Below are 14068 nucleotides of genomic sequence, written 5' to 3'. Positions count from 1 at the left end.
CGTGCGCGCGATCGTCAAAGCAGCTGATGCTGCTGCATGTAGTGATGCACGACGTCGATGCGCGCACCTGCGTCGTTCAGCTCCATGAGCTTCTGGCGCGCGCGTAGCGCGACAGGCAGCACTTCGGCGAGACGGTTCGAGACCCACGAGGGATCGTCGAAGCGGAACGGCTCCGCGAACGGCAGGCTCGACGGGTCGCGTTCGCGAATCGTCGCGATGATCCGTTCGAGCACTTCGGCGCACGCGCCGAACTTCGCGAGATGCTTGCTGCCTTCGAGCGGAATGTCTTCGGGGATCAGTTCGGCCACGCCCACCAGCAGGCCGTCGGCTTGCACGCGATGCGAGAGCAGATGAAAGCGCTGCGTGCCGTGTGCCCGGATGTGCAGCATGCCGACGGTTTCGACGTCGCATTGCTCGATGACGGCGAGGCAGCCGACGGACTCGGGCACCGCGGGCTCGTCGGGTTGCGCGACTTCCGCGCCGCTCTTGAGCAGGCACACGCCGAAAGGCGTGTGCTCGCGCAGGCATTCGCTCGCCATGTCCAGGTATCTCGCTTCGAATATCTTGAGCGGCAGCAGGCCGCCGGGGAAGAGCACCGTATGCAGCGGGAACAGCGGCAAATCGGCAAGCACGGCAGGAGACGAGGACATGGCGCAACGCTTTCGGTTAAGGGCCGCGCGATGCGCGGCCGGTTAGGCGACCAGCCGCGACGATTCTCCGACATCGAGAGGCGCATCGCGGTGACGCACGATAACGTTCGACTCGCCGGCAAAGCGCGTGGCGAGCGTCTGGGCGATGTACACCGAGCGATGCTGGCCGCCGGTGCAGCCAATCGCGATGGTCAGATAGCTGCGGTTGTCGGCGCGAAAATGCGGCAGCCATTTGGCGACGAACGCGTACACATCGTCGATCATTTCGTGGACGGCCGGCTGCGCATTCAGGAAGTCGATCACGGGCTGATCGAGCCCGGTGAGCGGCCGCAGGCGGGCGTCATAATGCGGATTGGGCAGCGTGCGCACGTCGAACACGAGGTCGGCGTCGAGCGGCACGCCGCGCTTGAAGCCGAACGATTCGAACGTGAGCATGAGCGAGCCGCGTTCGCCCTCGACGAACACCTTCACCCACTGGCGAAGCGCGTTCGAACTCAGATTGCTCGTGTCGACCTGATGGCCGAATTCGGCGAGGTTCGAGACGAGTTCGCGCTCGTGCTCGATCGCCTCTTCCAGCGACTTGAGCATGCCGACGTTTGCGTCGTGCGCGGCGGAGCCCGAGAGCGGATGGCGGCGCCGCGTTTCCGAAAAGCGTTGAATGAGCGACTGCGTGCTCGCGTTGAGGAACAGCACGCGCACGTCGTGGCGATGCGCGAGGTCGCGGATCATCTCCGGCATGTCGTCGAACGAGGCGCTCGAGCGCGCGTCGATCGCCACCGCGAGGCGCTCGTAGCCGTCGTCGCTGAGATATTGCGCGAGCTGCGGCAGAAAGCGCGGCGGCAGATTGTCGACGCAAAAATAGCCGACGTCTTCGAGCGCGTTGAGCGCTACTGACTTGCCGGAACCCGAAATGCCGGTGATCAGGATGATACGCATGGGAAAGTCGATTGGCCCGATTGGGTCATCATAGCATCCGATCCGCGCACCCGTACGGGCTCTCCGGGCCGCGGGAACTGGCGTGGAAGGCGCGCGCGGCGTGACCGGCGCGCCTCGCCGGGCGTCAGATCAGCTTGCCGGGGAACTGGCTGTCGGGGTCCTGCATGGCGAGGCGCTGGCGGTCCATGAAGTCGCGCAGCGTGTCGATGCCGCGCAATTGCAGAATCGTGTTGCGCACGGCGGCTTCGACCAGCACGGCGAGGTTGCGGCCCGCGGCCACCTGGATCGTGACCTTGCTGATCGGCAGGCCGAGTACGTCGACGGTCTGGCTTTCCAGCGGCAGGCGCTGGAATTCGCCGTCGGGGCGGCGCACGAGCTGGACGATGAGCTTGAGCTTCATCTTCCGGCGCACGGCCGTTTCGCCGAAGATCGTCTTGATGTCGAGCAGGCCGAGGCCGCGCACTTCGAGCAGGTTCTGCAGAAGCGGCGGGCAGCGGCCTTCGACGAAATCGGGGCCGAGGCGCACGAAGTCCACGGCGTCGTCGGCCACGAGGCCGTGGCCGCGGCTGATGAGTTCGAGGCCCAGTTCGCTCTTGCCGAGGCCGGAGTCGCCCGTGAGCAGCACGCCCATGCCGAGGATGTCGAGGAACACGCCGTGCAGCGTCGCGCGCGGCGCCAGGATACGCGACATGTAGAGGCGCAGGCTGTCGATGACGGTGGCCGCCGACATTGGCGTGGTGAAGAGCGGCGTGGACGAGCGCGTACAGCGCAGGACCAGCTCGGGCGGCGCGGTCATGCCGTCGGCGACGACGAGGAACGGCGGCTCCAGCGCGATCAGCTCGGCCATGTGGCGCGAGCGGTCTTCGTCGGTCTGGCGCTGGTAGTAGTGGATCTCGGCGTCGCCGAGCACCTGGATGCGGTTCGGGTGGATGAGGTTCAGGTGGCCCACGAGGTCGGCGCTCGCCGTGGCCGTGGCGACCGTTTCCGTCGAAAAGCCGCGCTCCCAGCCTTCGTGCCCCGTCAGCCAGCTGAGCTTCAGCGTGGTGGCGTTGTCGTCGAAGATGCTTTGGGCGTTGATGCTGGAAGTGTCCATGAGTCGGTGACTCCGCGAGATGGCTCGCTTAACTGCTGGCTAAATGATGGCCTGCGTGACCCGCGCGAACCTTGCCTGACGGATGCCGGCTGGCGCGTGCCTGCGCCGCGCGAAACGCGGCGGCCCACCCGCAACGAGCAACGACATGCCGCCAGTCACATCAAGGTTGCCACTGTGTGAGCAGGCGATGCAACGTTTCGCGGTCTTCTTCCGTATGAAGCCGCTCACGTGTTTCGCGATCTGACAACAGTTGTGCGATCTCGGACAAAATTTCAAGATGCTGCTGCGTGGCCTGTTCCGGCACGAGCAGGAAGATGAGGAGCGAGACGGGCTGACCATCTGGCGCTTCGAAGGCGATCGGCTCGGCGAGGCGCACGAAAGCTGCCTGCGGCTGCTTCAGGCCCTTGATGCGGCCGTGCGGAATCGCTACGCCTTCTCCAAGCCCCGTGGAGCCGAGGCGCTCGCGAGCGAAAAGATTGTCGGTAACCGTGCTGCGGGCGATGCCGTTCTGGTTTTCGAAGATCAGGCCCGCCTGTTCGAAGACGCGTTTCTTGCTGGTAACGGACAGACCGACGACGACGTTCTCGATGGGAAGTATTTTGGCTAAACGATTCATGTTGGCAGGCGAAAACGTGGCCTGAATGCTCCTCACCCCGACAGCTGTCCGCCTTGGCGGGAAGCTTTGGATCTGGCGACGAAGCCCGGTGCCGGGACCGTGGGGCGTCACACCCCGTATACGACTGGACCATTATAGAACAAGCGTCCACACCGATGGTGCGATGCGCCGCGCATAAGCGCAACCCTTGGTGTCCGGTTGCACCCATGGGTAACCCGCGTTGACGAACACCGGCGTTGCACGCGCTCACGAAAAAGCCGCCCGTCGGGGCGGCTTCGTTTCGGGGGGCGGAGGATGAGCCTGTCGACTCCAGCCCCGGCGCATGGTGCGCATTGTCAGGCGGATCCCTGCGGTGGGGTTTCGTTCACGGGCGCGGGCTGATGCTTGATCGCCTCATGCTGATGCCCCTGCACGCGGTCCTTGTGACGCACGACCTGGCGGTCCAGCTTGTCGACCACGAGATCGATGGCGGCGTACATGTCGCCATTGCAGCTCTCCACAAAAATATCCTTGCCTTTCAGATGAAGGTTCACTTCGACCTTCTGTCTCTTATCCTTTTCCTTATGGTTGTCGACCGAGAGGACCACATTGCCATCGATTACCTGATCGAAATGCCTTAGCACCCTGTCCAGTTTGGTGATCACGTATTCTCGCAACGCTGGCGTTACTTCGAGATGGTGTCCACTGATCTTCAGATTCATCGTGCTTCTCCAGGCTAATGGCCGCGTGACGCGTGAGGGCGGCAATGCCGGTCGACTGTCTGCCTGTGCGCGGCTCCCCGAAAGGCCTGCGACGACGGGCTAGCTCGGCCGGCCATGTCCGCCAACGGGCGCGGCGGCCGGAAAGTGCCTGCTCCGCAAAGGCCGGAACAGGCTAAAGAGACTTGCGCAGATTGACCGCTGGAATCTTCAGTGCCTCGCGATACTTCGCGACGGTGCGCCGCGCGACCACGAAGCCTTGTTCCGCCAGCAGTTCGGCTATGCGGCTGTCCGAAAGAGGGGATTTGGCGTTCTCGGCTCCTATCAGTTGCTTGATGAGGGCGCGGATTGCGGTAGACGATGCAGCGCCACCGGTGTCCGTCGATACATGCGATCCGAAGAAGTACTTAAATTCAAGTGTCCCGAATGGAGTCAGCATGTATTTACCGGTTGTCACACGCGAGACAGTTGATTCGTGTAGGCCCAGCGTATCAGCAATTTCCCTCAAAACCAAGGGGCGCATGGCGATTTCGCCGTGCACGAAAAAGTTCTTCTGACGCTCGACGATAGCCTGTGCGACACGCAGGATCGTCTCGAAACGCTGCTGGATATTCTTGATGAGCCAGCGCGCTTCCTGAAGCTGCTGGCGCAGCGACCCGCTGCCCGGATCGCCGCGGTTGTTGCGCAGAATATTCGCGTACAGATGGTTGATGCGCAGCTTGGGCACCACTTCCGGGTTGAGCTCCGCATGCCAGTTCTGGCCGATCTTTTTCACGATGATGTCCGGCACCACGTAATCGGCTTCGGCCTTGCCATACGATGCGCCCGGAAACGGCTCCAGCGAGCGGATCAACGCATGCGCATCGCGCAGTTCGTCGTCGCCGGTCTTCAGTTGCTTGCGCAACCGTGTGAAGTCGCGCGCGGCGAGCAGTTCGAGGTGATTCGACACGATCTCGAGCGCGAGCGTGCGAGTGGGCGACGAATTGACGCGCAGCAATTGCAGCTTGAGGCATTCGGATGCCGAGCGCGCGCCGACCCCCGCGGGGTCGAAGCTGTGCAGCAAAGCGAGCGCCGCGTTCAGTTCGTCGCTGTCGACACCGAGCTCTTCGGGGATGTCCGCGAGAATTTCCTCGCAGGTCGCGCTCAGATAGCCGTCTTCGTCGAGCGATTCGATGAGGAACGTGATGAGCGCGCGGTCGCGCGGGCTCGCGTTCGTTTCACGCAGTTGCGCCATCAGGTGGTCGCGCAGCGTAGTGGTCGATTCGTGGATCTGCAGCGGGGGCAAATCGTCGTCGTCGGAGGCGTTGCCCGAGCGGCCGTAGTCGTCCAGATTCCATTGGCTCGTGTCGCCGTTCGCGTCGCCGCCAAGTCCGTCGTATTCGTCCACGCCTTGCGGCTCGCTCTCGTTGCTCTCGCCGCTGCCGTTGGATTGCGAGGCAGACGTGTTCGCGCCCTGCATCGGCTCGGCGCCGGAAGACGCGGGCGGCTGTGCGATGAGCGAGCCGTCGGCGGCCACGCGCAGCGGGCTCGCGATCCAGTCGTCCTCGTTCTCGAGCAGCGGGTTCTGCGCGATCGCCGTGGCGACCTCCTGCTGCAGTTCGAGCGTCGACAGCTGCAGCAGCCGGATGGACTGTTGCAGTTGTGGAGTCAGCGCAAGATGCTGCGAGAGGCGGAGTTGGAGACTGGCTTTCATGGCGATGTGCGAATCATTGTAAAGAGTTTGCCACGCGGGCGAAACCACGGGACATTCGCAAAAACGCGCGGATGCCGCGCCGCCGCATGCCCGGAATTTGGTGCGCAAACAGGGGCGCCGCTCGCGCCGCCGTGCACCGTTCGGGGGCCAGGCCGATACAGCGGTGACTACGCGGGAAAACGCCGGAAAACGCGCTGCGGATCGCTCGCGAAACGTGGGCGCCGCAGGCGGCCATGAGGAAGAGGGCGCGAGGCGCGCCCTGGACTTACATGCGGAAGTGCTCGCCGAGATACACGCGGCGCACGCTTTCGTTCTCGATGATGTCGCCGGGCGCGCCGGCCGCGAGCACGGAGCCGTCGCTGATGATGTACGCGTGATCGCAGATGCCGAGCGTTTCGCGCACGTTGTGATCGGTGATCAGCACGCCGATGTTGCGCTGCTTGAGGAACTTCACGATCTTCTGGATTTCGAGCACGGCGATCGGGTCGACACCCGCGAACGGCTCGTCGAGCAGGATGAAGCTCGGGTCGGTGGCGAGCGCGCGCGCGATTTCGACGCGCCGGCGCTCGCCGCCCGAAAGCGAAAGTGCCGGATTCTCGCGCAAATGCGCGATCTGCAGTTCGTCGAGCAGCGCCTCGGCACGCTCGGTTATCACGTTTTTCGACAGACGTTTGCCGTTGCCGTCCACCTGCAGTTCGAGCACCGCGCGGATGTTTTCCTCGACGGTGAGCTTGCGGAACACCGAAGCTTCCTGCGGCAGATACGAAAGGCCGAGCGCCGCGCGCTTGTGGATGGGCAGCAGGCTGATGGACTGGCCGTCGAGGTCGATCTCGCCGGCGTCGAGCGGCACGAGTCCCACGATCATGTAGAACGAGGTGGTCTTGCCGGCGCCATTGGGCCCGAGCAGGCCGACCACTTCGCCGCTCTTCACGTCGAGCGAAACATCCTTGACGACCGTGCGCGAGCCGTAGCGCTTCTTCAGGTTGCGCACGACGAGCGAACTCGTCTTGCCGGCCAGCTGGCGGCCGTGGCTTTGGGGGGCGGTGACGGTGTTCACGGTTGCGGCGCTCCCTGCAGCGTGGTGGACGGGGCAAGCGCGGCCGGATTGCCGGTGAGCGGCTGCGCGCCGCTGTTGCGCGGCGAGAGCATGGCGCGCACGCGGCCCCCGGGGTTGCCGGGACCGGCGACGTCCTTGCCCGACCTTGCCGTGTAGAAGTCGTTCTGGCCGTCGTAGGTGACGACGCTGCCGTGAACCTGATCCATCACGGTCGAGAGACCCTGCAGGCGGCGCACCGTGGCGCGCGTGGTGAGCGTGGTGAGGTCCTGCTTGCCGTCGTAGTCGATGCGCTCTGCCGTGCCGTCGACGTATTCGTCGAGGCCTTCGCGCTTCTGGCGGAAATAGGCGAGCTTGTCGGCGGGCGTGCCCGGCGCGACGGTGCCGGTCGCGAACTGATAGCCCTGCGGGTCCTGCGTGACGACGAGCTTGTCGGCCTTGATGAGGATCGTACCCTTGGTGGCGACCACGTGGCCGGTGAAGACGGTCTGCTGCTTCAGATCGTCATAGGTCATGTTGTCCGCTTCGATGTTGAGCGGCTTGTCCTTGTCGGCGCGCTCGGCGTGGGCCTCGGGCGCGAGGCCGGCGAGCAGCAGCGCGGCGGCGAGCGCCGTCAGCGCCGCGAAGAGGGCGCGGCGGACATCGGGCGAACGGCCGTTCAGGGGACGGGGAAGCGAATCGTTCATGCAATCATGCCTTGCGTGGACGGCCCGGCGTTCAGGACGAGCCGCCGGAGTCAGCCGGGGCGATCGCGCCCCGGACGTTGCCGAAGAGCTGGATGACCCGGGTGACGTTGTTGTAGTTCATGCCGCTGGTGGCCGTCATGACCGACTGGCCGCGACGAAGTTTAACCGGCTTTTCGGTCTGGATCACATCGTCGTTCACGAGCACTTTGAAATGTTCGGAGTCGGCCTGCATGTCCGGATCGCCGGCGCCGGCCGCACGCAGGATGCGCGCGTTGTCGTACAGATTGACGATCGAGGCGTCGGCGTTGACCGTGCCGCGCTCGCCCGTGGCCGTGACGATCGGCTTGCCGGGCTGGAAGGCGCGCACTGCGGGGTTCGCGAGGTCGCTGTTCTCGTCGTCCTCGTAGTGAACCATGTGCGTGGCCGTGAGGCGGTACTGCGTGGCGCCCGACTGGTCGAGCTCCGACACCGAGAAGTTGTCGGCGAAATAGTCGGGCGTATGCGTGAGCGGACGCGGCGCCTCTTCCTTCTCGCGCGGCTGGACGGCTTGCAGCAACCACCACGTGAAGCCGGCGAGCGCGGCTACGCACACGAGCGGCACGAGCGAGGTGAGGCGGAACTTCTGGTTCATCGCGGCATCCCGGCCAGCGGTGCGCAGGCTTGGGCGAGCAGGGCTTCGTAACGATTTTGCGCGCGCAGGATGAGGTCGGTCACTTCGCGCACGGCACCGTGGCCGCCCACCTTGTCGGACACCCAGTGGGCGCGCGAGAGCACATCCGGGTGGGCGTTCGCGGGCGCGGCCGCGAAGCCGCACTGAAGCATCACGCCGAGGTCGGGCCAGTCGTCGCCCATGTAGCCGCATGCTTCGGGCGCGACGCCCGTCTGCGAGAGCAGCTCGGCGAACGCCACGCGCTTGTCCTCGACGCCTTGCCACAAATGCGTGATCCTGAGCTCCTTCGCGCGCACGGCGACGATCCCCGAGCGGCGCCCGGTGATGATGGCCGTATCGATGCCGGCTTCGCGCAGGAGTTTCGCGCCATGGCCGTCGAGCGAGCTGAACGCCTTCATCGTGTCGCCCGCGTCGGTGAACATCAGGCCGCCGTCGGTGAGCACGCCGTCGACGTCGAAGATCATGAGCCGCACGCGTGCGGCGCGCGCGGTTGCGTCGAGTGGGAGAGCCATCAGATCACCTTCTTGGAGAACAGGTCGTGCATGTTGAGCGCGCCGACCAGCGTGCCTTCGGCATCGACGACCAGCATCTGGTTGATGCGATGGCGCTCCATCAGTTCCACAGCTTCGACCGCGAGCTGGTCCGGGCCGATGGTGCGCGGGCCCTTCGTCATGACCCGCTCGATCGGCAGGTCGCGGAAATCGCCGACGCGCTCCAGCACGCGGCGCAGGTCGCCGTCGGTGAAGATGCCTTCCGCGCGGTCGTTCTCGTCGACGATCGCCGTCATGCCCATGCGCTTGGCCGTGAGCTGGAAGAGCGCGTCGCGCACTGTGGCGCCGTGACGCACCTTCGGGATTTCGCTGCCGGTGCGCATTACGTCGCGCACGTAGGTCAGCAGGCGCCGGCCGAGCGCGCCGCCCGGATGCGAGCGCGCGAAGTCGTCGACGCCGAAGCCGCGCGCGTCGAGCACCGCGACCGCGAGCGCGTCGGAGAGGGCGAGCGCCGCCGTGGTGCTCGCGGTGGGCGCGAGATTCAGCGGGCAGGCTTCTTTTTTGACGCCCGCGTCCAGATGCACGTCCGAGAGCTTGCCGAGTGTCGATTGCGGGCGATTGCCCGTTATGCCGATGAGCTTCGCGCCGATGCGCTTGACGAGCGGCAGGATCGCCACGAGTTCTTCGGACTCGCCGGAGTTGGAAAGGCCGATGAAGACGTCGTCGGCGGTGACCATGCCGAGGTCGCCGTGGCTCGCTTCGGCCGGATGCACGAAGAACGCCGGCGTGCCGGTGGAGGCCAGCGTGGCGGCGAGCTTGCGGGCAATGTGACCCGATTTGCCGATGCCGGAAACGACCACGCGCCCGCGGCAACTGAGGATGAGATCGACGGCCGCGACGAAGTTGTCGTCGAGCCGGTCGCGAAGCCCGCGCACGGCGTCGGCTTCGATGTCGAGCACGTCGCGAGCGAGCTTCAGCGCCCGGTCGCCATTGATTTTCGCTATCATCCGCGGAGTATAGCAAAGGCGTCTGCGCGCCGCGCCGACGCCCCCAGCGCGAAAACCTCGTGCGCGAGCCGCCTGGCTCGACCCCGCAGTCCCCCTGCTGTTCTCTGTGGTACTTCCCATGTGGCCGCCTTTGCGTCGATCATTAACCCGGCGCCGGGCAGAATTTGCATCGCCGGTAACGCTGACGAACGAGGACGCTTCACACGATGATCTCCCCGCTGGAAATGACGTTGTTCCTGCTGCTCGCCTCGGTGGTTGGCGTCGTGCTGTTCCGTTTTCTCAATCTGCCGCCGATGCTCGGCTACCTCACGGTCGGCATTCTCGTGGGGCCGCGCGCGCTCGGCATCGTGCCGGACACGCACGGCGCGCAGAACCTGGCCGAGTTCGGCGTCGTGTTCCTGATGTTCTCCATCGGCCTCGAGTTTTCGCTCTCCAAGCTGCGCGCCATGCGCCACGCCGTATTCGGTCTCGGGCTCTCGCAGGTGCTGGGCACGATCGTCGTGGCGCTCCTGCTCGGGCTCGTGCTGGAGCCGTGGGTGCATATCACGTGGCAGGCGTGCGTGGCGCTGGGCGGCGCGCTCGCCATGTCGTCCACGGCCATCGTCAGCAAGATGCTTTCGGAGCGGCTCGAGATCGAGTCCGAACACGGTCGCAATATCCTCGGCGTGCTGCTGTTCCAGGATCTGGCCGTGGTGCCGCTCCTCATCGTGATCGCGGCGTTCGGCGGCTCGTCGGCGTCGCTCGTCGAGTCGCTCGGCACGGCCGCCGTGAAGATCGTGCTCGCGCTCGGCATCCTGCTCATCGTCGGGCAGAAGTTCATGACGCGCTGGTTCAACGTGGTCGCGCGGCGCCGCTCGCAGGAGCTGTTCGTGCTCAACGTGCTGCTCGTCACGCTCGGCGCCGCGTTCATCACCGACAAATTCGGCCTCTCGCTCGCGCTCGGCGCGTTCATCGCGGGCATGCTGATCGCCGAAACGCCGTACCGGCATCAGGTGGAAGAGGACATCAAGCCGTTTCGCGACGTGCTGCTCGGCCTCTTCTTCGTGACCACGGGCATGCTGCTCAACCCGCACGTGATCTGGCAGCATCCGCTGCTCGTGGCGGCGTTCCTCGTCGGGCCGATCGTGCTCAAGGCCGTGATGATCACGGCGCTCGCGCGCCTGTTCGGCGCGTCGCCGGGCGTGGCGATGCGCTCGGGCCTCGGGCTCGCGCAGGCGGGCGAGTTCGGCTTCGTGCTGCTCAATCTCATTCTCGACAAGCATCTCGTCGATCCGACGCTGCTCCAGGTCATCCTCGCCTCGATGCTGCTCTCGATGCTGGCCGCGCCGTTCCTGATCCAGAACGCCGACCGCATCGTGCTGCGCCTTTCTTCGACGGAATGGATGCAGCAGTCGCTGATGATGACGCGCATCGCCACGCAAAGCATCAAGCAGAGCGGCCACGTGATCGTGTGCGGCTATGGCCGGGCGGGGCAGAACCTCGCGCGCATGCTCGAATACGAGGGCCTCTCCTATGTCGCGCTCGACCTCGACCCGGACCGCGTGGCGGCCGCGGCCGCCGCGGGCGAGTCGGTGGTGTTCGGCGATGCGGCGCGGCGCGAGTCGCTCGTCGCGGCGGGCATCCACCGGGCGGCGGCGGTGGCGATCACCTATGCGAATACGCAGTCGGCGTTTCGCGTGCTCCATCACATCCACGAACTGGAGCCGACATTGCCGGTGATCGTGCGCACGGTGGACGACGCCGATCTCGAACGCCTGCTCGCCGCCGGCGCGACCGAGGTGATTCCGGAGATCGTGGAAGGCAGCCTGATGCTCGCCTCGCACATGCTGGTGGTGATGGGCGTGCCGATGCGCCGCGTCGTGCGCCGCGTGGAAGAGCTGCGCGACGAGCGCTACAGCCTGCTGCGCGGCTATTTCCACGGCACCGACGATGCGGGCGAGGACGGTCACGAGCAGGTGCGGCTACAATCCGTACCGGTCGACGAGCGCGCCGACGCCGTGGGCCGCACGCTCGCGGAACTGGGTCTCTACGACCTGGGCGTCGAGGTGACGGCAATCCGCCGCCACGGCATTCGCGGCGTGGAGCCGGACCCGTCGACCAAACTGCGCCAGGCCGACATCGTCGTGCTGCGCGGCTTGCCCGAGCAGCTCGCGCAGGCCGAGGAGCGGCTCTCGCGGCACCGCAAGCCGGGCACCGCCGGCGCGGGCGCGGCAGCGGCCTGAAATGTGCGCAGCGCAGAATCGCCAGACCAGGCTTGCGGGTCGTGCCCCCGTTTAGGCATCCTGCTGTCCGCTATTCCGTATCCCGTCAATACCCGGAGAAATCATGTCCAACGCACCGGCGAACCCGAGCGCCGAAGCCGCCCAGTTCGTGAACAGCCTGATCCGCACGGTGCCCGACTGGCCTCAGCCGGGAGTGCAGTTTCGCGACATCACCCCGCTCATCGGCCACCCCAAAGGGCTGCGCGTGCTGATCGACCTCTTCGTCGAGCGCTACGTGGACGCGAAGCTCGATTACGTGGCGGGCCTCGACGCGCGCGGTTTCATCATCGGGCCGATCGTCGCCTATGAACTGAACGTGGGCTTCATTCCGATCCGCAAGATCGGCAAGCTGCCGTACAGGACCGTTTCCGAGACCTACAAGCTCGAATACGGCGAAGCGACCGTCGAGATCCACGAGGACGCCTGCGGCCAGGGCGACCGCGTGGTGATCGTCGACGACCTGATCGCGACGGGCGGCACCATGATGGCGGGCAAGCTGCTGCTCGAACACCTCGGCGCGAGCGTGGTGGAGGGCGCGGCGATCATCGACCTGCCGGACCTCGGCGGCTCGAAGCTGCTCACCGATGCGGGCCTGCCGCTCTTCACCGTGACCGCTTTCGGCGGTCACTGAACGCCCACGACACGACCCACGCCACGCGAGCGACCCCTCATGCCGAATTTCGCGCTCTTTCTCGCCACCTCCATCGCCATCACCTTCGCGCCCGGCCCCGACAATCTCCAGGTGCTCGCGCGCGGCATCTCGCAGGGCCGCGCCGCCGGCCTCGTCGCCGCGCTGGGCTTCGCAGCGGGCGTGACGTTCCACACCACGCTCGCCGCGCTCGGCGTGGCGGCCGTGCTGCGTTCGTCGCCGCTCGCGTTCCAGATCCTCAAGCTCGCGGGCGCGGCGTATCTCGTGTGGATCGGCGTGAAGGCGTTGCGCAGCCAGGGGCTCGCCACCGCCGGCGACCGGCCGCGCCAGCCGCTCTCCGCGATTTTTCGCCAGAGCGTGCTCGGCAACATCATGAATCCGAAGGTGACGCTCTTCTTCGTCGTGTTCCTGCCGCAGTTCGTGGATGCGCACGGCGCGCAGAGCGTCACGCTGCAGATGCTCGAGCTCGGCCTCGTGTTCATGGCGCAAACGGTCGTGGTGTTCTCGGCGTTCGGGCTATGTGCGGGCACGATCGGCGGCTGGCTGAAGCGTCGGCCGCGCGCGGGCGCGTGGCTCGACCGCCTGGCCGGCCTCACGTTCATCGCCATCGGCATTCGCGTTGCGCTGCGTGACTGATCTATGGAGTCCTGACCGATGACCTTGCCTTGTATTACCGACGCGCGGCGTTTCGATGCCGGCGCGCATCTGCCGTTTCATATCGGCGACGAGCGTGTGGGCTGGATACGCGAGGACGACGTCGCGCTGCTCGCGCGCTGGCCCGACGTGTTCGAGATCGACGGCGACGCCCAGAGCGCGCGCGTAACGCTCGCCCCGCACTTCGACAACGTCACGGCGCGCAGCGCGGCGCTCGGCTCGGTGATCGGCGCGCTGGCGGCAGAAGGCCGCGTTCCGGGCTGGCGCAACGAAACCTACGCGATCCGCAACGCGTTCGACGCGCCGCCGCTCGCCTATATCGAGCGTGCGGCCTCGCGTTTTTTCGGCACGATGACCTACGCGGTGCATCTGAACGGCGTCGTAGAATACGACGATCGCGCGCCGCAACTGTGGATCGCGCGGCGCAGCGACACCAAGGCCACCGACCCGGGCATGCTCGACAACGTCGTGGCGGGCGGCATCGGCTGGGGCTTCGGCATCGAGGCCACGCTCGTGAAGGAATGCTGGGAAGAGGCGGGCATCGCCGAGGAACTGGCGCGCGAGGCGCGCGCGGGCCGTACCGTCCACGTGCTGCAGTCGCTGCCGGAAGGCACGCAGGCCGAGCAGATCTTCGTCTACGATCTCGTGCTGCCTGCCGACTTCGTACCGCACAACCAGGACGGCGAAGTCGGCGAGCACCGCCTCGCGCGCATCGACGAAGCCGCGCGCTGGATCGAGGAAGGCGCGATGACGGTGGACGCGAGCCTCGCGACGCTCGACTGCCTGCTACGCCGCCAATGGATAGACGAAGACGCGTGCGAGGGCATTGCCGCGATCTTCGAGCCGCCGACGCTGTGAAAGGGCGCCGGTTTTTTCCAGCCCAAACCCAGGCCCTTTTAGCAACACCAAA

Annotated in this window: 15 protein-coding genes; 4 read left to right on the top strand and 11 right to left on the bottom strand. The window is 66.0% G+C overall.

The genetic code is table 11. The features are described from left to right. Nucleotides 1-14 precede the first annotated feature (14 nt). From BLU17_RS01445 to kdsD, 11 genes are all read right to left on the bottom strand, one after another. Entirely contained in the window at nt 15-650 is a 636-nt protein-coding gene (locus BLU17_RS01445) for an LON peptidase substrate-binding domain-containing protein (protein ID WP_091993444.1), read from the bottom strand. Nucleotides 651-692: 42 nt separating this feature from the next. Beyond that, entirely contained in the window at nt 693-1586 is an 894-nt protein-coding gene (rapZ, locus tag BLU17_RS01440) for an RNase adapter RapZ (RefSeq protein ID WP_091993441.1), read from the bottom strand. Nucleotides 1587-1710: 124 nt separating this feature from the next. Next, entirely contained in the window at nt 1711-2679 is a 969-nt protein-coding gene (gene hprK, locus BLU17_RS01435; protein WP_028201859.1) for an HPr(Ser) kinase/phosphatase, read from the bottom strand. Between the two features lie 160 nt (nt 2680-2839). After that, nucleotides 2840-3295: a PTS IIA-like nitrogen regulatory protein PtsN gene (gene ptsN / locus BLU17_RS01430; protein ID WP_028201860.1), complete on the bottom strand. Its 456-nt coding sequence runs from the start codon at nt 3293-3295 to the stop codon at nt 2840-2842. A gap of 335 nt (nt 3296-3630) precedes the next feature. Beyond that, entirely contained in the window at nt 3631-3996 is a 366-nt protein-coding gene (gene hpf, locus BLU17_RS01425) for a ribosome hibernation-promoting factor, HPF/YfiA family (RefSeq protein WP_091993436.1), read from the bottom strand. Nucleotides 3997-4168: 172 nt separating this feature from the next. After that, nucleotides 4169-5686: an RNA polymerase factor sigma-54 gene (locus BLU17_RS01420; RefSeq protein ID WP_091993433.1), complete on the bottom strand. Its 1518-nt coding sequence runs from the start codon at nt 5684-5686 to the stop codon at nt 4169-4171. 265 nt (nt 5687-5951) lie between these two features. Next, on the bottom strand, nt 5952-6743 hold the full coding sequence (gene lptB / locus BLU17_RS01415; protein WP_091993430.1) for an LPS export ABC transporter ATP-binding protein: 792 nt from the start codon (nt 6741-6743) through the stop codon (nt 5952-5954). Next, nucleotides 6740-7426, bottom strand: a complete 687-nt coding sequence (gene lptA / locus BLU17_RS01410; protein ID WP_091993428.1) for a lipopolysaccharide transport periplasmic protein LptA — start codon at nt 7424-7426, stop codon at nt 6740-6742. The genes lptB and lptA overlap by 4 nt, the downstream gene beginning before the upstream one ends. Before the next feature lie 31 nt (nt 7427-7457). Next, nucleotides 7458-8057, bottom strand: a complete 600-nt coding sequence (lptC, locus tag BLU17_RS01405; RefSeq protein ID WP_091993425.1) for an LPS export ABC transporter periplasmic protein LptC — start codon at nt 8055-8057, stop codon at nt 7458-7460. After that, nucleotides 8054-8608 carry a KdsC family phosphatase gene (locus tag BLU17_RS01400; protein ID WP_091993422.1) on the bottom strand — a complete coding sequence of 185 codons (555 nt, stop codon included), beginning with the start codon at nt 8606-8608 and terminating at the stop codon, nt 8054-8056. Before BLU17_RS01400 ends, lptC begins: the two co-directional genes overlap by 4 nt. Then, nucleotides 8608-9594, bottom strand: a complete 987-nt coding sequence (gene kdsD / locus BLU17_RS01395; RefSeq protein ID WP_091993420.1) for an arabinose 5-phosphate isomerase KdsD — start codon at nt 9592-9594, stop codon at nt 8608-8610. Before kdsD ends, BLU17_RS01400 begins: the two co-directional genes overlap by 1 nt. Before the next feature lie 206 nt (nt 9595-9800). Here kdsD and BLU17_RS01390 point away from each other — a divergent pair, with 206 nt between their 5' ends. The 4 genes from BLU17_RS01390 (at nt 9801) to BLU17_RS01375 (ending at nt 14016) form a co-directional block, all read left to right on the top strand. After that, nucleotides 9801-11816, top strand: coding sequence for a monovalent cation:proton antiporter family protein (locus tag BLU17_RS01390; RefSeq protein ID WP_091993417.1), 2016 nt, complete (start codon nt 9801-9803; stop codon nt 11814-11816). A gap of 103 nt (nt 11817-11919) precedes the next feature. Beyond that, the gene (locus BLU17_RS01385; protein WP_091993414.1) at nt 11920-12486 is read left to right on the top strand and encodes an adenine phosphoribosyltransferase; all 567 of its coding nucleotides are present in this window, start codon (nt 11920-11922) and stop codon (nt 12484-12486) included. A gap of 39 nt (nt 12487-12525) precedes the next feature. After that, nucleotides 12526-13140, top strand: coding sequence for a LysE family translocator (locus tag BLU17_RS01380; protein WP_091993411.1), 615 nt, complete (start codon nt 12526-12528; stop codon nt 13138-13140). An 18-nt stretch (nt 13141-13158) separates the two neighbouring features. Beyond that, complete coding sequence (locus BLU17_RS01375; RefSeq protein WP_091993408.1) at nt 13159-14016, top strand: NUDIX hydrolase; 858 nt, start codon at nt 13159-13161, stop codon at nt 14014-14016. Nucleotides 14017-14068: the final 52 nt, after the last annotated feature.

Origin of the sequence: Paraburkholderia lycopersici (assembly GCF_900096975.1) — a bacterium.
Lineage (GTDB): Bacteria > Pseudomonadota > Gammaproteobacteria > Burkholderiales > Burkholderiaceae > Paraburkholderia > Paraburkholderia lycopersici.
Note: the sequence above shows the minus strand (reverse complement) of the source record. Positions and strands in the feature narration are given on the sequence as shown.